Consider the following 19422-nt stretch of genomic DNA (forward strand, 5'->3'; position numbering starts at 1 on the left):
GCCAGCATTTTGGCAGTGATAAGCCAAGTGGGTAAAAGACAAGCGTATCTTAAACAATAGAAATTCCGAAAAGACGGGAATATATGTATTTGTGTTATAAGGATTAGCCCCGATATGTTAGAATAGAGAACAAAGCAAGCGATAGTCAGTCAAGACCAGTTTGCCCATTTTCATCAACACAGTAGACGGGGTCAAACTGGGGAAGATATTTTCAGTAAACAAGGAGGATCTATGATGGCAAAAAAAGGAGCTTTCAATACATTACTAGGTATGGGGACAATCGTCTTAGGGGCGGCCTATGTGTACGGACAGAACTATTCAGTAGGGACAACGGATTATTTTGTAGAAAATCCGCGATTTGATAATGCTTTGAATGGCTTTACCATTGCCCATTTATCTGACATTCACCTACCCAATCAAATGGTAGATGTAAATGCAATTGTTAAACATGTAACTGAGATTCAACCCGATATCATTGCCTTATCTGGAGACATTATTGAGACAGATGCGACGGGCTTAGAAGAAGCTGAACTGTATACTTTCCTACATGCCTTAACAGATATTGCACCAACATTTGCAACATTTGGTAATCATGACGCGGTTTCACTTCACCAAAACATGCTCATTCGTGCTATGGCCAAAGCGGGTGTGGTGCACTTAAACGACCGCGCGATTACCTATACCTATAAAGGTCAAGCAATTACCTTGATGGGCTTGGACGATAAGGCTAACCGCCATTTCTTAAATGGCGATGCCCTACGTACAGTATCTTTGACCACGGAACAAAAATTACAGCCAAAGATTTTGTTAGCCCACCATCCGGAAGCTTTCTTGCGTTACCACGAAAATATTGATAAATCACCTGATTTAGTGCTTTCAGGGCATGCACATGGTGGACAAATTCGTCTGCCATTTATTGGCGGCCTGTTTGCACCAGGACAAGGCCGTTTCCCTAAATATACGTCGGGTGTATTCTATTTACCAGGTAACCCAGCTAAACAAATGGTAGTATCACGTGGTATAGGCTCATCTTCCTTCCCAATTCGTTTGCATAATCGCCCAGAAATTATTGCCGTACATTTAACAACAGATGTTGACCGGGCTGTTTCAGGTTTGACGGAAGCGATTGATTATGTAGCGGAACAAGAAGGTGCCGTGACAAGTCGTACACTCGAAGAAAAGCATGCTAGCAAGCAGGCGGCACGTGCCCAAGCACATGGCTACTATAGTAAACATGAGGACCTTGATTTAGTAGATGTAGCGAATACCGATAAGGGTGTGACTAATACATCTAGTAAAGCTACAACCGATAGGATAATTGCTGAATTGAATCATGCCAAAGGTGTCGATGCAATGCAGACGCCATCAGTGGCAGCTGTAGCAGAGTATGATGACGATGTAGTCGACCGTACAAGTATTGACCTGCCTAAATATGAAGTAGCCGAGGATAAAGTAACACATGCTTCAGACCTAACAGAGTCTTATATCCTATTAGACCCAGAAACAAAAGAACGCACTGTCGTCGCAGAACGCGTCGATGCAGAGCAAATCTTTTCGGACAATTTGAACGAAGAGATGTTTATTGTGGCAGATCCTAAGAAAAAATAGCTACCACAAAGCAAAAGAGAGAAATTGAGGAACAAGATGAACGAAAATGAAATGCAAGTAAGTGGTATTGTGGAAAAATTTCCAAAAGCTCTACAAGAAAAATGGCTAGCCAATGGTTTTGACCAAGCAACCGATATTCAAACGGCAAGTTTTGACCCAATGTACAATAAGGAAGCGGTTATCGGTTCAGCACCAACTGGTTCAGGAAAGACATTAGCCTATTTGTTGCCAGTCTTAAGTCGTATGGCTGATGAACGTAGCGAAACGGGGAATTTCCGTGGTGGTCTAAAATTAGTCGTTTTAGTGCCATCGCAAGAACTTGCGAGTCAAGTGGGAGACGTCGTCCAAGATTGGGCACGTGCTCTGAATTTTAAATTTACCAAAATCATTGGTGGGGCTAACGTAAAACGTCAGATTGAAAAATTAAAAGATCATCCAGATATTGTGGTGGGGACACCAGGACGAATGATTGAATTGATTGATCAACGTAAAATGAAAGTCCATGAAGTAGAAAGTATCATCATCGATGAAGCCGATGCTTTACTGGATGAAGAGCATATTAAACAGACGAAATCATTAGTGAAGAAGATGCCGGGCCAAGCACAAGTAGCCTTATTCTCAGCAACGGTACCGGATACCTTAGCTGGATTGGCGAAAGATATGTTGCAAGGACCAGCTGTAGAAATTTCTGCAGATACGATTGGCGAAGCATTTGAAAAACAACGAGTAGACGGCTATATTACTGTGCCTGTTCGTAAACGTGATGACATGTTGCGTCGCTTAGCTCAAGTGAAAGGTATGCAAGCCCTAGTCTTTGTGCGTACAATGGCTGAAATTGAACAATTACAACAAAAATTACAATTTAACCATATTGATACAGCATACTTGCATTCAAAAATGGCTGCACAAAATCGCCAGCAAGCAATTAATAAATTCGCTAAGGGCGAGTACACCTACCTATTTACTACCGATGTAGCTGCGCGTGGTTTGGATATTGATGAATTGCCAATGGTGATTCAATACGATTTACCGGCTACACCAGAACAATATTTACATCGAGCTGGACGTACAGGTCGTATGGGCAAATATGGTTTGGTAATTACCTTCGTTAATGATCGTTCATTACGTGAATTGAAGAAAAATACTGGTGACCAGATTGAATTGAAAGCTTTCTATACTTATGGCGGGCAATTGACAGATGTTTCACCAGAAGATCTACCACGTGAAGAAATCGAAGTCACTGACGATAACCATGACGGGGAAACACCACGTCAACACAAACCAAAAGCAAATCCAAGTGTCCATCAAAAAGGGCCAAAGCCCAAAGTACGTAAGAAAAACCGTAGTCGTGATAGCAAAAATAAAGGCTATCGTAAGCACAGTGGACCGAATTCCAACCAAGAGTAATTAGACTAGTCTAGTAAGCTAATCTTGGGTTACAATGAAAAAGGAGTATAAGTTATCAAGAATGTTGAGGAGTGAAGGAAAAAGATGAGCGACCGTTATGCAGTGATTCTAGCAGCTGGAAAAGGGACTCGTATGAAGTCTAAATTATACAAAGTCTTGCATCCAGTTGCGGGTAAAGCGATGGTAGACCATGTATTAACAAGTGTAAACGAGGCTGGTATTGATGAAGTAGTGACAATTGTCGGTCACGGTGCTGAAGCTGTCCAAGAATTATTAGGAGACCGTACAAGCTATACTGTGCAAACTGAACAATTGGGTACAGGCCACGCTGTTCAACAAGCAGCAGACCAATTAGCAGCTAAGCAAGGAACTACTTTGGTGATTTGTGGAGATACACCATTATTTACAGCAGAAACAATTACACGTTTAATTGATGCCCATGAACAATCAGGTTATAAAGCAACAATCCTAACTGCTCCAGCTGATGTACCAACTGGATATGGCCGTATCGTTCGCGGCAAAGATGGCCACGTAATGAAAATTGTGGAAGAAAAAGATGCCAACGATGTGGAAAAATTGATCACTGAAATCAACACAGGTACTTATGTCTTTGACAATGCTTTATTATTTGAAGCTTTGGATAAAGTTGGTAATGACAATGTCCAAGGTGAATACTACTTACCAGACGTGATTGAAATTCTAAAAGAAGATGGCCATGCTGTTGGTGCTTTCCAAATGGATAATCTAGATGAATCACTTGGCGTAAATGACCGTGTTGCCTTAGCACAAGCTAATAAAACAGCTTTCAAACGGATTAATGAAAAACACATGCGTAATGGTGTGACCATCGTTGATCCGGATGCAACATATATTGAAGCAGATGTAGTTATCGGAGCGGATACAGTTATCGAACCGAATGTCTATATCAAAGGGAAAACTGTTATTGGTGAAGATAACCACATCTACGCAGGTACTACCATTCGCGACTCAATTATTGGTAACAACGTCAAAGTACGTTCTTCAGAAATCGAAGAAAGCGAAGTAAAAGACGGGGTAGATATTGGACCAAACGCTCATCTTCGTCCTAACTCAAGTATTGATGAAAATGCACATATTGGTAACTTTGTTGAAATCAAAAAAGCACATATTGGCGCTGGTACAAAAGTAGGACACCTAACTTACATTGGTGATGCTACGTTAGGTAAAAATATCAACGTTTCATGCGGTGTTATTTTCGCTAACTACGATGGTGTGAATAAATATCATTCAACTGTCGGAGACAATTCTTTCATCGGTTCAGATGTAACGATTGTTTCACCAGTGAATATTGCTGAAAATGCCTTCCTAGCAGCTGGTTCAACGATTACAAAAGATGTGCCAAGCAAGGCTCTAGGTATTGCACGTTCACGTCAAGAAAATAAAGATGGTTTCTGGGATCACTTAGCAATATCTAAAAAAGATTAAATTTCACAAGTTTTTTCATTGAATTCACATTTTACCCATAATTATTTCACTAACAAAGCAGGGCTTTCTATGGTAGAATGGGTACGATAAAGAGTGTCTGATCATATCAGTATAGTGGAGGTAAAATATAATGTCAGTAGAAGAAGCCGATTATGGGTTAAAAATCTTTTCGCTAAGTTCAAATCAAGAACTAGCTGGAAAAATTGCAAGTTCTATGGGTGTGCCTTTAGGACAAATTTCAGTGTCACATTTCAGTGATGGTGAAATTAAAATCGCAATTGAGGAATCAATTCGTGGGGACAATGTTTACATTATTCAATCAACATCAGATCCTGTAAATGATAACTTAATGGAATTGTTAATTATGATTGATGCTTGTCGTCGTGCAAGCGCCAAAACAATTAACATTGTGATTCCTTACTTTGGTTATGCACGTCAAGATCGTAAAGCGCAACCACGTGAACCAATTACAGCTAAATTAGTTGCTCGTATGATTGAAAATGCAGGTGCAACTCGTATCTTGGCTTTAGATTTACATGCAGCTCAAATTCAAGGTTTCTTCGAAGTGCCAGTGGATCACTTATATGGTGCACCATTGTTAGCAGAATACTTCTTAAATAACGAGAAATATACTGATTCAGATGTTGTTGTTGTTTCACCAGACCATGGTGGGGTAACACGTGCGCGTAAATTAGCTGAATTCTTAAAGGCACCTATTGCTATCATCGATAAACGTCGTCCAAAAGCAAACGTTGCTGAAGTCATGAATATCGTTGGTAACGTAGAAGGTCGCCATGCGATTATCATCGATGATATGATTGATACTGCAGGTACGATTACACTTGCAGCGAAAGCAATTAAGGATGCTGGTGCATTATCAGTTGTCGCTTGTTGTACACACCCTGTACTTTCAGGTCCAGCTATCCAACGTTTAGGTGATTCAGTCTTAGACGAAGTGATTGTTTCTGACTCAATCTTCCTATCTGAAGATAAGAAAATTGATAAAATTAAACAAGTAACGGTTTCTGAATTAATTGCAGAAGCAATCGTTCGTATCCACGAAAACCGTTCAGTTTCACCATTATTCAACGAAAAATTCAAAGGTGTTCACCACGAAATCGATCGTATTGGTGAATAAGCACTATTGATATAAAATAAGGAGACCAAGACCACTTGCAATTTGTGGTTTTGGTCTTTTCCTTTGCCCATGGGTTTTGTGAATATGCTACAATTGAAGCAATGTTAAGAAAATATACTGTCAACTTGGGGGAATTTCATGTTTGGTTATTTAATGATTGGGTTTAATGCAGTTATGCCCATGGTGATGTACATGTTGCTTGGGCAAATGTTTGCCCGGTCAGGAATGATTCAAGAGTCATCATTCAAAGAGTTTAATAAAGCGATTTTTTCAATACTATTGCCAATTAATTTATTTACGAATATATACATATCTGATTTTAAACAGACCTTTAACGCGTCGACGCTAGCTTTTATTTTGATTACTGCGGCAACACTATATGCCATTTTGGCTTTCGTGATTCCCAAACTTGAGTCAGAACAAACACGTTACGGGGTAATGTTACAAGGATCTGTTCGTTCAAACGCAATTCTTTTTGGCTTACCTTTAGGAACAGCTTTGCTAGGTGAAAGCAATATGGGTATGGTGACCATCACGATTGCCATTATTGTGCCATTTTGGAATATTATGTCCGTTGTTGGTTTCTCCCTATATTCTGATAGCAAGGTGTCCTTTAAACAAATGGGCAAAACGGTTATCACTAATCCCATGGTGATTGCAACGATAATTGGGATTTTGGTTGTGCTATTCAATATTCAATTCCCAGTATTTATTAATACGACATTAACCAATATCAACCGCATGGTGTCACCACTGGCTTTGATGGTCATGGGTGGGACATTCTCATTTAAAGAAATACGAAATTCAGGGAAATCACTTATCTTTACCCTAAGCAATAAATTAATCATCCTACCGTTAATTGCCATTACCTTAGGGGCACTAGTTGGGTTTAGAAATGATGCTATTATCTCAATTTTAATTGCCTTTGCAGGCCCAACGGCAGTATCTTCATATGCACAAGCTGTTGCAGCTGGTGGGGATGGAAAATTAGCCAATCAAATTGTTGTATTTTCAACGATTCTCTCAATGTTTACTCTAGTTGTTTGGATTACCCTTATGAAAGTATTTGGTTTGTTCTAAAAATCAAATATTGTAGGATAAATAAAAACAGATCAAGTGCGTGTCATAGGCGCGACTTGGTCTGTTTTTTGTTTCCCATAGACTATTCATGGCTTGTGCTACAATAGATGTAATATCAGAAAATTTATTTGGGGGGAGTTTTATGTTTGCGTATTTAATGATTGGGTTTAATGCGGTTATGCCCATGCTTGTATACATGTTGATTGGTTTGTTTTTAGCTAAGACGTGGCTGATGCAGCAATCCACTTTCCGTGATATCAATAAGGCACTCTTTGCGATTTTATTACCCATAAATTTATTTACGAATATCTATCGCTCTGATTTCCAACAAGCCTTTAATGGTTATGCCCTAGCCTACATTCTAGGCATTGCTTTAGTAGTATTCTTTATTCTAGCCCTTATGATTCCGCACATTGAAACTGATAGATCGCGATATGGCCTCATGTTACAAGGTTCTGTGCGGTCGAATGCCATTTTATTTGGTCTACCTCTAGGGACAGCCTTATTAGGGGAAAATAATATGGGAATGGTAACCATCATTATTGCGATCATTGTGCCATTCTGGAGTATCATGTCAGTCATTGGTTTCTCGCTATATTCAGATACCAAACTTTCTGTGTAGGATATGGCGAAAACAGTGATGACCAATCCAATGGTCATCGCGACCATCATCGGCGTTATCGCTGTGTTGTTGAATATCCAATTGCCTATATTTCTTGATACTTCTTTGACAAATGTGACCCATGGTTGCTCCGTTAGCCTTGATGGTATTGGGTGGTACCTTCTCAATTGATAATATCAAAGAATCAAAGGCTGTTTTGATATTTACCATAGTTATTAAATTAGTTATTTTCCCTATGATTGCACTGCCTTTAGGTGCCTTCCTAGGTTTTAGAAACGATGCCATTATTTCAATTCTAATCGCCTTTGCTGGACCTACGGAAGTATCCTCATATGCCCAAGCAGTCGCTGCAGGCGCTGATGGAAAATTAGCCAATCAAATCGTTGTTATTTCAACGATTTTATCTATCGTTACGTTGGTATTTGGATTAGTTTATTGAAGGCTTTTGGTTTATTCTAACGACAAGTATGCAAATACAAAATGAAAATTACGATATATCAAAAAGCGTCTGGATTTTAGGTCCAGACGCTTTTTGATTGGTCTAATGAGTGGGTTTAAATGTCTAATTTGCTAAAAGCTGCTTCTAAGGTATCTTTCAATTTAGTTGCAGATAGTTCCATTTGTTGTGTTTCATGTTCATTTAAATCAGCTTCAATAACTGAGCGAACACCTTCACGGTTGATGATTGCAGGTGCACCAATGTAGATGTCTTTTTGGTTGTATTCGCCATCTAGGTATACTGATACTGGTAAGATAGCATCTTCATCGTTCAAGATAGCTTTTAAAATACGAACAAGTGAAACACCGATACCATAATATGTAGCGCCTTTTTTCTCAATAATTTTGTAAGCCTTGTCGCGAACATCATAGAATAGGTTAACTAAAGTTTCTTCATCAACGGCTGAGGTATTTTTCACCCATTCGTGAATGCCTTGACCACCAATGTTTGCATGAGACCATACTGGGAATTCAGTATCACCGTGTTCACCCATGATATAAGCATGGACGTTTCGTGCATCAACATTTAAGTGATGTGCTAATTCTTGACGGAAACGAGCAGAATCTAATGATGTTCCAGAACCAATCACGCGATTAGCAGGGAAACCTGAGAATTTCCATGTAGCATACGTTAAGATATCAACTGGGTTTGTTGCAATCAAGAATATACCATTAAACCCTGATGCAACAATTTGATCTATCATAGATTTGAAAATGCGTAAGTTTTTATCAACCAATTCTAAACGAGTTTCACCAGGTTTTTGTGCAGCACCGGCTGTGATAACAACGACGTCTGCGTCGCCACAGTCAGCATACGTAGCTTTGTAAATCTTTTTAGGGGCAGTGTATGCAAGGGCATCGATTAAATCTAGTACATCACCTTCAACGCGATCTTCTGCTAAATCGATAATTCCTAATTCTCTACCTACACCTTGAATTGTTGCTGCATATGCGAATGCAGATCCTACAGCGCCGTCCCCGATTAAAATAACTTTTTGACCATTTTTTGACATGATACATGCTCCTTATCTTTTTGTCCTTTTGTGATAAAGCAAACCATATGGTAAATCTTTCAATAACTCGTGCAAGCTAATGTTGTTACAATCTCAGAAGATTGTGTTTTTAGTTAGTGAAATATTTAACATAATAATACCTTTAAAGATTATAAAAAGCAACAGTTTTTCGTTATATTTTTCGAAAATTTTATCTATTTTTGAAACGATAAATACTTTTTCTTAAAAAACACCTATATAAAAACGTTTAAATAAAAATACCAAATAGACACACTGTAACACTTGTTATACAAAAACTGTTGCATATAACAGTAGGGTTTATTTGTGAAAAGAGACACAACATATAAAAGTTAAAAATCAAAAAAAGCGACATAATAACGAAGTAAACGTATACAAAATAGATCAATCTGTATTAGACACTTACTTATCCTTATTATGACAAAAATGTATGCGTTTTCCAAATTAAATGGATACTATTGCTTGTGATTTTCACGTGATTATAGAAAATGTCTGGTAGTAAAAGGCTTTGCTATCCTGTTTTTAATCGCAAATATGATATAATAAGCCCTGTTATATAGAAAATTGCTGTACGGGGCACCGCCAATATGGAGGTTTTCTGCCTGTACAGATTTTTGTGTGTTGCCAAACAAATCAACACGACTTAAAATTTAGAAATTTGATTAATATAAACAGAAATAAAAGGGGAATTACTGAAATGAAATTAATTGTCGGCTTGGGGAATCCAGGAAAAAAATATGAAGGTACACGTCATAATATTGGTTTCATTGCCCTAGAGGAGTGGGCAATGCGTCATAATGAATCATTTAATAAGACAGGTTTTAAGGCGGATTACTTTGAAACGTTTGTGAATGGAGAGAAGGTCATTTTCCTGAAACCAACTACATTTATGAACAATTCAGGTGAAGCTGTCATCGCTGTTGCCAACTATTATGACATTGCTTTAGAGGATATTGTCGTTGTGTATGATGATATGGACATGGATCCTGGTCGTATTCGTTTACGTCAAAAAGGGTCAGCCGGAGGTCATAATGGCGTCAAATCAATGATTGCTTATCTAGGTACGGATAAAATCCGTCGCATCAAATTAGGTATTGGCCATCCAGGTACAAGCGGTACAGTTGTTGACCACGTCTTAACGCGTTTTAGTTCAAGTGAAAAACCAGCCATGCAAGAGGCCGTAGCTAAGGCTGTTGAAGCGATTGACTTTTGGTTAGCAGGCCATACATTTGAAGATACCATGACCAACTTCAACAATTAATCTGATAAAAAGGAGGTGGCAAGTTTGGACTTACAAAGCTTTTTCTTAAATGAAGCCCACAACAAAGAATTTAAACAACAAGCCAAAAATGGACAGTCTATTTTATATTTAGGCTTGCAAGGACCTAGTCGGGCTTTTGTAGCCAAGACTTTGCTAAATCTAGCAACAGAACAAAAAGTGGTCATCGTCACCAATAATTTATTGCAAGCGGATCATTTCTACAGCGACTTGCAAAACTATTTCGAAGAGGATCAATTATATCTATACAATGTACCTGAATCAGTTGCTGCTGACTGGGCTATTGCTAGTCCCGAAGCTTTAGCCGACCGCTTAACCGTCCTTAACTGGGCACGCGACCCTAAAGCATCCGGTGTCTTAATCACGCCTATGTTTGGATTGAAACGACTACTGGCACCAACTGAAGTTTGGGATCAAACCCGCATCCGTTTAAAAATTGCCGATGAAATCGAACCGATCAATCTCGTTCAAAAACTTATCTATCAAGGATACCACCAAGCTGAAATCGTTATGACACCAGGTGAAATGAGTCATAGAGGTGATATCGTTGACTTCTATCCATTAAATGCCGAGTATCCAATTCGTGTATCACTAGGATTCGATGAAGTTGAACGCATTTCAACCTTCGACCCCAACACCCAAAAATCATTGAAAGATCAACCACACATTCAAATTCAGCCAGCCGAAGAATTCATCGTCTTGCCGCAACAATTGCAAATCCAAGCCGATGCCTTCCAAAAGCAAATGAAGAAACAAGTGGGCAAATTGAAAGATCAAGAAATTCGCGATATGGTGGAGGCCGTTGTAGCAGACGAAGTACTCGCATGGCAAAATGGCGAAACGACCAATAATTCACGGTTTTTTACCGGATACATGTATCCTCAAGCAACCACTTTACTTGATTACTTGGATGACCAAGCTTTCCTCATCATGGACGACTATGCTCGCCTCATCCAAGAAGAAGCAACCTGGACCAGTAACACAGAGATGTATCTTCAATCCATGGTTGAAATGGGGCAATTACCCCCTCAAGTCGATGTCTATGCCGATTTTAAAGCTGTCGTCCAAGCCTTTAAAGGACGTAAATTTTACTTTTCTATCTGGCAACAAGGCTTAAATAACCTAAAATTTGATGGCCTATACCAATTCCAAACGCGTTTGATTACGCAGTTTTATGATCAAATGGATGCGCTAAAAGTGGAGCTAGATGCATGGATACGAACAGGTCGGACAGTAGTCATTATGTTGAAAGATAAAGACCGTGTGAAACAAGTACAGGCCATGTTGCGGGATATCGATGTAGCGACCGAAGCTACAGACGAAGGTAACATTTTTGCTGGAAAAATTAACTTGATTGCTGGTGGTTTAGCAGCAAGTGTGGAATTTGTACAAGAGCGCTTGGTGTTATTAGCCGAAGCAGATATTTTTCATACCCAAAAGAAACGACGCAATACTAAGAAACCACTAATTTCGAATGCCGAACGTATCCAAAATTACCAACAATTGGAAGTTGGGGATTATGTCGTTCACGTGAACCACGGGATTGGCCGTTATACAGGAATTGAAACCATAGAATTTGCTGGGGTCCACCAAGACTATTTGACGGTGGTGTTTGCAGACCAAGCGGCCATCCATGTACCGATTGATCAAATTGACTTGGTACAAAAATATGTTTCCGCTGAGGGACGCGAACCCAAATTAAATAAAATGGGTGGTAGCGAATGGACCAAAACTAAGCAAAAAGTCTCTAGTAAAATTGAAGATATTGCAGATGAATTGATTGAAATATATGCCTCGCGTGAAGCGCAAAAAGGCCTAGCTTTTGGACCGGATACACCGGAACAGGCAGAATTTGAAGCGGCCTTTCCATATACTGAAACGGATGACCAAATACGGTCAATTGAAGAAATTAAGCAAGATATGGAAGTTGAAAAACCAATGGATCGTCTACTAGTTGGTGATGTTGGTTTCGGGAAAACAGAAGTGGCCATGCGAGCGGTCTTTAAAGCGCTGATGGAAGGTAAACAGGTGGCCTTCCTCGTGCCAACAACTGTCCTAGCCCAACAACATTATGAAACCTTTACCGAACGTTTCGCTGATTGGCCTTTTGAAATTGGTTTATTGTCTCGTTTCCGTTCAAAAGCGCAACAAAAAGAAACACTTGAGGGATTAAAGAAGGGGCAAGTAGATATCATCATTGGGACCCACCGTATTCTATCTAAGGATGTTGTATTCCTAGATTTAGGTTTATTGGTGGTCGATGAAGAGCAACGTTTTGGGGTGAAAGCCAAGGAAAAACTAAAAGCATTGAAAGCCAATGTAGATGTTTTAACCTTAACAGCTACGCCTATTCCACGTACCTTGAACATGTCAATGCTGGGTGTGCGGGACTTATCTGTTATCGAAACACCGCCAGCCAACCGCTATCCCGTCCAAACGTTTGTGATGGAACGGAACTTTGGTGCGGTTAAGGATGCCATTGAACGGGAAATTGCGCGTGACGGTCAGGTATTCTATTTGTTTAATAATGTTGCGCAAATCGAAGAAAAAGCCGCCTTTATCAATGAATTAGTACCTGAAGCGCGGGTGGCAATTGCCCATGGTCAAATGACTGTGGTGCAATTGGAAAATGTCATGATGGACTTTATTCTAGGTGAATTTGACGTTTTAGTGACTACGACGATTATCGAAACCGGGGTGGATATTCCAAACGCCAATACCCTAATCGTTGAAGGGGCTGACCGCATGGGACTATCTACCTTGTACCAACTACGAGGCCGTGTCGGACGCTCAACCCGTATAGCCTATGCCTACTTCATGTATCGTCCAGACAAGATGTTGTCAGAGGTTTCTGAGAAACGTTTGATGGCCTTACGCGATTTCACTGAATTAGGATCTGGATTTAAGATTGCCATGCGTGACTTGTCTATTCGTGGTGCAGGGAATCTTCTAGGTAAGCAACAACATGGTTTCGTAAACTCGGTTGGTTTTGACCTGTATTCACAAATGCTCCGTGAAGCAGTCCAACGTAAGCGTGGTATTTTACCTGCTAAGAAGACAGAGCCAGTAGAAATTACGCTGGGTATCGATGCCTATATTCCACAAACCTATATCAAGGACGAACGTCAAAAAGTGGAAATCTACAAACGCGTCAATGCCTTGGCAAATGTCGATGCCATGTGGGATTTAGATGATGAATTGATGGATCGTTACGGTGAGCCACCTGTAGAAACACAAATGTTACTACAAGTAGGTGCCATAAAATCGGCCGCTGATAGTATTGGCGTCAGCAAAATTAAACGAAATAGTGATGCCAAGACAATTGAAGTGGTCTTCCATGACAACTTAGATCAAAAAGTCATGACACCGGCGATTTTCAAAGCCTTGGAAGATAACCCCTTCCGTTTAGCCATTAAGCAATCTGGTAAGGCACTCGTTGTGACCTTAGGTTTAGGAAAATTAACGACAGAAGAATGGTTGGATTACCTCTTACAATTTATGACCAAATTAGCAAGTGATGAAATGGTTGAACAAATGAAGGCAGATCAATTGGCTCGTGAGAAAGAAGCCTATGAGCAAGCCCAAGCCCGTCAGCAAGCCGCTGAAGCCGCAGCAAACGAAGCAGCTGTTGACGCGCAAGTCAAGGCGGCCCAGGCAGAAGCAGATGAAGCCAATCAATCGAAGGAACATTAGGGGGTGGTGACATGTCTAAGAAAAAAGTCCATACACATGCTGGACAAGCCACAACAAGTACCCAAAAAGCGCTGCAAGGTGCGGCTATCCTGACTTTGGCAGCTTTTGTCGCCAAGATTTTATCAGCTATTTACCGCGTCCCCTTACAAAACTTGGTAGGGAATACGGGTTTCTATGTCTATCAACAAGTTTATCCAATATACGGGATTGGCATGACCTTTGCTTTAAATGGACTGCCTTCATTTATTGGTAAACAAGTAGCACTAGCACCGGATGCCTCCGGTCAAAAACAGGTCATCCAACGATATAGCTTGATTGTGACGATTTTTGCCGCCATCTGTTTTGCAATTATCTATTTTGGTGCTGGTCAAATTGCAACCATGATGGGGGATGTCCAACTGGCACCTGTTGTACAAAGTGTATCCTATATGTTTCTATTGATGCCCATTTTGCTTTTGAGTCGGGGATATTTGCAAGGACTTAACGATATGGTCCCAACAGCAATTTCTCAAGTGGTAGAGCAATTCGTACGTGTGGCAGTGATATTGACTGTCGCCTACTTATTTGCTCAAGCACAGCAAGAAGGTTTGCAACCGGATGTCTATATGATGGGCTTTTGGGCCATGCAGTCGGCGTGGATTGCGGCAGCTGCTGCGTCAGTAGTGATGATGTACTATTGGTTGAAGACGCGTGAAAAGCATCTGTACCAAGATTTCTTGTCCGGTCACTATGGGTTAGACCAAGGGGGTTCTGCTAGGAAACAATATCCTGGCTATGGCTGGGGACATTTGACCAAAGCTTTTGTGACAGAGGGCTTTGTGATTTGTTTCTTTTCCGCCTTGCTGGTTTTCTATCAATTAGTAGATGCATTTACAATATACGATCAATTGATTGCCAATGGTATGCCAGATGGTGTAGCGAAGAATGTAAAAGGCATTTATGATCGCGGCCAACCGATTGTACAATTAGGTATGGTAGTGGCAACAGCTTTGGCAACCTCATTCTTACCTACATTGGCTAAGACCAAACAAATGGCTGCCAAAGCTAGTCGGCAGTTTGAAACCGTAGCGCGCCAATATTTACGGGTAACCCTGGTCTTTTCAATTATCATTACAGGTGGTTTGGTGGCGATTATGCCCCAACTCAACCATTTTCTTTTTGCGAGTCGTGAAGGATCTGGTGTCTTAATGATCTACGTCTTGATGGTTGTAATGGCCAGCTTCGTCTTAGCACAAAATAATGTGTTGCAAGCCATGAATCGGTGGTATGTGTCAGGAATTGCCTTTGTTATCGGTATGGTGGTCAAAATGATACTCACCCCGTGGTTGGTGGCCATGTGGGATACCATGGGTGCAGCCTGGGCAACCAATATTGGCCTCGTAGTGATGGTTGTCTATTTAGAAGGTCATTTACCACAGTTACTGCGGGTGAATAGTCGGCATAAGGCCATATTATCAGCAAGTGCCCTAGGTATTGGTATGATAGTGGTCACAGCCGCCTTAGCCTTCTTATGGCATAGTGTTTTGGGGATGGCACCGACGAGATTTTCAGACACCATCTTGATGGCGGTGCAAATCTTTGCGGGTGTGGTGAGTGCGTGGTTCTTTTTACGAAAAGAACCCATCCTCACTCAAGAAGAGTGGTCAGCCTTACCAAAAGGGGATTGGATTTGGCGGATGATTGGTTAAAGGCTTACTTTTTCCGATTAGTTGTGTGGCGTCTCATGGTATAATAAGATTAAGATGAATGACAATTAGAATGATAAATGAAAAGGAGCGCGAATTTTTGCGATTAGATAAATTTTTAAAAGTTTCTCGAATTATTAAACGTCGTAGTGTTGCGAAGGAAGTTGCCGACAAGGGCCGAATTTCGATTAATGGCCGTCCAGCTAAATCGGGTACGGATGTCAAAATTGGGGATGAGTTATTGATTGCTTTTGGTAGCAAGGATATGACAATTCGCGTGGATGATATTAAGGAAACAACGCGAAAAGATGAGGCAGATAATATGTTTACGGTGATTTCAGAGAAATACCGTGAGGATAAGGAAAAAGATAATTTATAATCCTGATTTTTGATGGCATAGGGTCTGAATTATTGTTATACTAAAAAGGTATAAGTAAGTCGGATTCAATAGTATGTCAAAAGGAGGATTTTGCTATGCGGGAAACAAGTCGTCCAGATAGTGAAAATAAGAACATAACATCATTAGAAGACCACCGCAAAGCGAAGGGCAAGAAGAAAGCAAAGGCTAAGCGCTTGAGCTTTGGTAGCAAGGTGATGCGGAGTTTCATAGCGGTGTTCGCTGTTGTGATTGCGTTTTGTGTCTATGGTATCTACGATGCCAACCAAGAGCAACAAGCTTTGCAGGAACAGATTGCTTTAACTCAAGATGAGATTACTGGTGAACAAAAGGCCATTGATACTTTAGCACAACAAGCAACTTTGCTAAAAGATGATGAATATGTGGCAAAATTAGCCCGTTCTCGTTATTATTTAAGTAAAGAGGGCGAAATCATCTTTAGTGTGCCTGAGGATAATGCCTCTAAACAAGCTGAAATTTTGAATAAGGCATATTTGCAACAAGATACAAAAACAGATAGTGAGTAATGAACGACTCGTCTTGAGCCTTTCGGGCTTACAAGCAAAATGATTGATTGATCATTGGTTCAATCGTAACCAAGCAATTCAAGGAGGATATTTGGAATTCATGGCAATTGAAGTAGGAAATAAAATTACTGGTAAAGTAACTGGTATTACAAAATTTGGTGCATTTATTGATTTAGGCGAAGGGAAGAATGGTTTAGTTCACATTTCTGAAATTGCTGAAGGCTACGTAAAAGACATTAACGATGTACTTTCTGTTGGTGATGAAGTGACAGTTTTAGTAACGTCTGTTGCTGACGATGGCAAGATTGCTTTATCTATTCGTCGTTTAAATGCTGACGGTACTGTAAAAGCTGAAGCACCAAAACGTGAATTCAGTAAACCTCGCGAACGTTCTAATAATTCTAACTACAACAAAGACAAAGATGATGACCGCGGTGGACACAATGGTGGTGGTTACCAAGGTAAACCAAAATCAAACTATAGCGCAGGTCGCCCAAGTAATGATCGCGGTAATAGCTTTAAATCAAACGCTGGTTCACAAGTGGGTACCAAAGATTTCGATAGCTTAATGAGTTCATTCCTGAAAGATAGTGATGACCGTTTAACTTCGTTGAAACGCAATACTGAAGGTAAACGTGGCGGACGTGGCGGACGTCGCAACTAATATAAACGTCAACCCAGGTCGGAGAAATCCGGCCTTATTTTAGTTGTTTGTTTTTGTTACGATATGACGTTTGAACGTAGTAATTGTCATGTTGATAAGCAAACTAAGACGCTTCAAATGTAAATCAAGAAAGGAGGCATCTATTATGGGACAAACCCTTACTTTAACCAAACAACTTTTAGCATGGCTAGACCAACATGAGCCAAGTCTTCGGCAACAAATCCCTCAAGCCTACCAAGTAGCAATTGGTAGACCTCGTTTTCTATTGGCAGTATCAGGTGGCGTAGATTCAATGGTCTTGCTAGCGGCTTTTGCCGACCTAGCCAAACAAATTGACCTGGAATTTTCCGTTATTCATATTAACCACCATCTGCGCAAGCAGTCGGATGATGAACAAGCGATGGTCATCGACTTCTGTGAAGCACGAGCAATCGACTTACAGGTAGTAGAATGGACACATGCGGATCCGGCAAATCCAGAAAGATCGGAACTAGCGGCCCGTGAATTCCGTTATGCCGTATTTGAAAGAATCATGGTGATGAAGTGTGCGCCTTATTTAGTGACCGCCCATCATTTGAATGATCAAGCTGAAACAATCTTGATGCGTTTGGTTCATGGGGGCCGTATAGCAAGCGTGGCGGGCATTCACCCCACACGACCAATTGCCCTTGATGGCACGAGTAAAAGCGGCTTTGTCTTACGTCCCTTACTAGATGTGCCCAAAGCCGATTTATATGACTACGCAGCAGCCTATGATATTCCCTATCAAGAAGACGCCAGCAATCATGACTTAGCCTTTACCAGAAATCGTTTTAGGCAAACAATCATCCCATCATTGATGATAGAAGACGACAATCTATTGGAACATTTGGGTCACTTTGCCGAGGCCAGTCAAGCAAGTCAGGACTTTGCCCAGGCTTATATGACGCAAATCCTAAAAAAGGTGACGAGTAAACGTGACGAGACCTGGCAGATTGATTTGGGACAAATGACGGCCTTTAACCAAGTGAAACAAATCTTGTTGTGGCAAAGCCTTTTTGACAAGATTGATCCGTCTCTGGCTAGTTTTACACAGGTGGGATTTGAACGGATGGTCAACTTTCTCAACCAAGATACAGGGCAGGGTGAATGGCAATTGCCAGGGGATTTACGCTTGGTAAAGGTGTATGATACAGCGTATATTCTACCCAAAAATCAACAAGCGTTTTTTGAAGGGGATCATCAGCAAGCGGCAAAATACCAACAAATACTTACCTTAAACACTTGGCATCAGCTGGGTGATCATGTTCAGCTTGGTCGATTTAATCAGGCATTAGACCTTAGTTCAGGTGGACAGCTTGTGACACAGGTGCCTGCAGGAGTTGAACTAGTGGTGCGAGGGCGACAAACGGGTGATTTTATTCAATTATCAAATGGACATAAGCAAAAGCTAAATCGTTTTTTTATCAATGAAAAGATTCCTGCAAGTGTGCGCGACCGGGTGAGGGTAGTTGTGGATGCACAGCAGTTGGTATGGGCAGTCCTTGATGTGGGGCATGTGCTCTACGCAAAACCGGCTCATTCAGGAGATAAAGTATTGGTAAAATTTTGATTGAATTTAACGCAAATGTTGGCTAATAATGTTAAGATTGATATAATACTTTCCTAATTAATGAAATAGTAAGTGAGGTTTGGGACATATATATGCTTTCCAATCGTTATAATTGCTATTAAATCAAGTTATTTGCTAAAATAACTTAGAATTATGAGAAATGAAATGTGGAGGACTAATAAATGCATAACGATGTAGAAGAAATATTATATTCAGCGGAGGATATTGCCGCGCGTATTAAAGAGCTAGGCCAAGAGTTGAGTGCTGAATATCAAGATAAAAACCCAATTGTTGTTGGGATTTTAAAAGGGTCAGTTTTATTCATGTCAGACCTTGTACGTGAAATGGATGTGAAGTTGCAATTAGACTTTATGGATGTTTCTAGCTACGGTTCTGGTGTGGAATCTTCTGGTCATGTCAAAATTATCAAAGATTTAGATGCAGATGTGGCTGATCGTCATGTCATTATCGTTGAAGATATTGTTGATACTGGTAATACTTTGGCAAAAATTTACGACTTATTCCAACACCGTAATGCGGCGAGTGTAAAAGTGGTCGCTTTGTTAAATAAACCAGAACGTCGTGTAGCTGATGTACAAGTTGACTACACAGGTTTTGAAATTCCTGATAAGTTTGTAATTGGTTACGGTATGGACTTCGATGAAGATTACCGTCAATTGCCTTTCATTGGTATCTTGAAACCAAGTGTATACGCACATTTATTACATTAAGAATAGT

The 19422-nt window shown here is 40.4% G+C and carries 16 protein-coding genes; 15 read left to right on the top strand and 1 reads right to left on the bottom strand.

The features are described from left to right. The first annotated feature begins 234 nt into the window (after positions 1-234). The 7 genes from B9P78_RS01150 (at position 235) to B9P78_RS09935 (ending at position 7758) form a co-directional block, all read left to right on the top strand. Positions 235-1608, top strand: a complete 1374-nt coding sequence (locus tag B9P78_RS01150; RefSeq protein ID WP_094517760.1) for a metallophosphoesterase — start codon at positions 235-237, stop codon at positions 1606-1608. A gap of 36 nt (positions 1609-1644) precedes the next feature. Beyond that, positions 1645-3015: a DEAD/DEAH box helicase gene (locus B9P78_RS01155; protein ID WP_094517761.1), complete on the top strand. Its 1371-nt coding sequence runs from the start codon at positions 1645-1647 to the stop codon at positions 3013-3015. 84 nt (positions 3016-3099) lie between these two features. Continuing rightward, positions 3100-4479: a bifunctional UDP-N-acetylglucosamine diphosphorylase/glucosamine-1-phosphate N-acetyltransferase GlmU gene (gene glmU, locus B9P78_RS01160; RefSeq protein ID WP_094517762.1), complete on the top strand. Its 1380-nt coding sequence runs from the start codon at positions 3100-3102 to the stop codon at positions 4477-4479. 130 nt (positions 4480-4609) lie between these two features. Beyond that, complete coding sequence (locus B9P78_RS01165) at positions 4610-5617, top strand: ribose-phosphate diphosphokinase (RefSeq protein ID WP_094517763.1); 1008 nt, start codon at positions 4610-4612, stop codon at positions 5615-5617. 138 nt (positions 5618-5755) lie between these two features. Beyond that, positions 5756-6697, top strand: a complete 942-nt coding sequence (locus B9P78_RS01170) for an AEC family transporter (protein WP_094517764.1) — start codon at positions 5756-5758, stop codon at positions 6695-6697. Positions 6698-6839: 142 nt separating this feature from the next. Continuing rightward, positions 6840-7319 carry an AEC family transporter gene (locus B9P78_RS09930; RefSeq protein WP_233487637.1) on the top strand — a complete coding sequence of 160 codons (480 nt, stop codon included), beginning with the start codon at positions 6840-6842 and terminating at the stop codon, positions 7317-7319. Positions 7320-7440: 121 nt separating this feature from the next. Further along, a complete protein-coding gene (locus tag B9P78_RS09935) occupies positions 7441-7758 on the top strand; it encodes an AEC family transporter (protein ID WP_233487638.1) in 318 nt (105 codons plus the stop codon). A gap of 115 nt (positions 7759-7873) precedes the next feature. Here the strand turns inward: B9P78_RS09935 and B9P78_RS01180 are convergent, their stop codons facing one another. Further along, positions 7874-8830, bottom strand: a complete 957-nt coding sequence (locus B9P78_RS01180; RefSeq protein ID WP_094517765.1) for an L-lactate dehydrogenase — start codon at positions 8828-8830, stop codon at positions 7874-7876. 715 nt (positions 8831-9545) lie between these two features. Between B9P78_RS01180 and pth the strand changes: the two genes are divergently transcribed. The 8 genes from pth to hpt all read left to right on the top strand — a co-directional run bounded on the left by pth (position 9546) and on the right by hpt (position 19415). Beyond that, positions 9546-10109, top strand: a complete 564-nt coding sequence (pth, locus tag B9P78_RS01185; protein WP_094517766.1) for an aminoacyl-tRNA hydrolase — start codon at positions 9546-9548, stop codon at positions 10107-10109. Positions 10110-10133: 24 nt separating this feature from the next. Further along, entirely contained in the window at positions 10134-13820 is a 3687-nt protein-coding gene (gene mfd / locus B9P78_RS01190) for a transcription-repair coupling factor (RefSeq protein ID WP_094517767.1), read from the top strand. Positions 13821-13831: 11 nt separating this feature from the next. Further along, positions 13832-15508 (top strand): polysaccharide biosynthesis protein, encoded by a 1677-nt coding sequence (locus B9P78_RS01195; protein WP_094517768.1) that lies wholly within the window; start codon positions 13832-13834, stop codon positions 15506-15508. 97 nt (positions 15509-15605) lie between these two features. Further along, positions 15606-15884, top strand: a complete 279-nt coding sequence (locus B9P78_RS01200) for an RNA-binding S4 domain-containing protein (protein WP_094517769.1) — start codon at positions 15606-15608, stop codon at positions 15882-15884. 95 nt (positions 15885-15979) lie between these two features. Further along, on the top strand, positions 15980-16429 hold the full coding sequence (locus B9P78_RS01205) for a septum formation initiator family protein (RefSeq protein WP_094517770.1): 450 nt from the start codon (positions 15980-15982) through the stop codon (positions 16427-16429). Positions 16430-16529: 100 nt separating this feature from the next. Next, complete coding sequence (locus B9P78_RS01210; RefSeq protein ID WP_094517818.1) at positions 16530-17093, top strand: S1 domain-containing RNA-binding protein; 564 nt, start codon at positions 16530-16532, stop codon at positions 17091-17093. Between the two features lie 145 nt (positions 17094-17238). Then, on the top strand, positions 17239-18684 hold the full coding sequence (gene tilS / locus B9P78_RS01215; protein ID WP_094517771.1) for a tRNA lysidine(34) synthetase TilS: 1446 nt from the start codon (positions 17239-17241) through the stop codon (positions 18682-18684). A 182-nt stretch (positions 18685-18866) separates the two neighbouring features. Continuing rightward, a complete protein-coding gene (gene hpt / locus B9P78_RS01220) occupies positions 18867-19415 on the top strand; it encodes a hypoxanthine phosphoribosyltransferase (protein WP_094517772.1) in 549 nt (182 codons plus the stop codon). Positions 19416-19422: the final 7 nt, after the last annotated feature.

Source organism: Aerococcus sp. 1KP-2016 (assembly GCF_002252085.1).
Classification (GTDB): domain Bacteria; phylum Bacillota; class Bacilli; order Lactobacillales; family Aerococcaceae; genus Aerococcus.

Excerpts from the sequence above, each read along its gene's own strand:
- B9P78_RS01150 (WP_094517760.1), top strand. The coding sequence starts at position 235 with ATGGCAAAAAAAGGAGCTTTCAATACATTACTAGGTATGGGGACAATC.
- B9P78_RS01155 (WP_094517761.1), top strand. The coding sequence starts at position 1,645 with ATGAACGAAAATGAAATGCAAGTAAGTGGTATTGTGGAAAAATTTCCA.
- glmU (WP_094517762.1), top strand. The coding sequence starts at position 3,100 with ATGAGCGACCGTTATGCAGTGATTCTAGCAGCTGGAAAAGGGACTCGT.
- B9P78_RS01165 (WP_094517763.1), top strand. The coding sequence starts at position 4,610 with ATGTCAGTAGAAGAAGCCGATTATGGGTTAAAAATCTTTTCGCTAAGT.
- B9P78_RS01170 (WP_094517764.1), top strand. The coding sequence starts at position 5,756 with ATGTTTGGTTATTTAATGATTGGGTTTAATGCAGTTATGCCCATGGTG.
- B9P78_RS09930 (WP_233487637.1), top strand. The coding sequence starts at position 6,840 with ATGTTTGCGTATTTAATGATTGGGTTTAATGCGGTTATGCCCATGCTT.
- B9P78_RS09935 (WP_233487638.1), top strand. The coding sequence starts at position 7,441 with ATGGTTGCTCCGTTAGCCTTGATGGTATTGGGTGGTACCTTCTCAATT.
- B9P78_RS01180 (WP_094517765.1), bottom strand. The coding sequence starts at position 8,830 with ATGTCAAAAAATGGTCAAAAAGTTATTTTAATCGGGGACGGCGCTGTA.
- pth (WP_094517766.1), top strand. The coding sequence starts at position 9,546 with ATGAAATTAATTGTCGGCTTGGGGAATCCAGGAAAAAAATATGAAGGT.
- B9P78_RS01195 (WP_094517768.1), top strand. The coding sequence starts at position 13,832 with ATGTCTAAGAAAAAAGTCCATACACATGCTGGACAAGCCACAACAAGT.
- B9P78_RS01205 (WP_094517770.1), top strand. The coding sequence starts at position 15,980 with ATGCGGGAAACAAGTCGTCCAGATAGTGAAAATAAGAACATAACATCA.
- B9P78_RS01210 (WP_094517818.1), top strand. The coding sequence starts at position 16,530 with ATGGCAATTGAAGTAGGAAATAAAATTACTGGTAAAGTAACTGGTATT.
- tilS (WP_094517771.1), top strand. The coding sequence starts at position 17,239 with ATGGGACAAACCCTTACTTTAACCAAACAACTTTTAGCATGGCTAGAC.
- hpt (WP_094517772.1), top strand. The coding sequence starts at position 18,867 with ATGCATAACGATGTAGAAGAAATATTATATTCAGCGGAGGATATTGCC.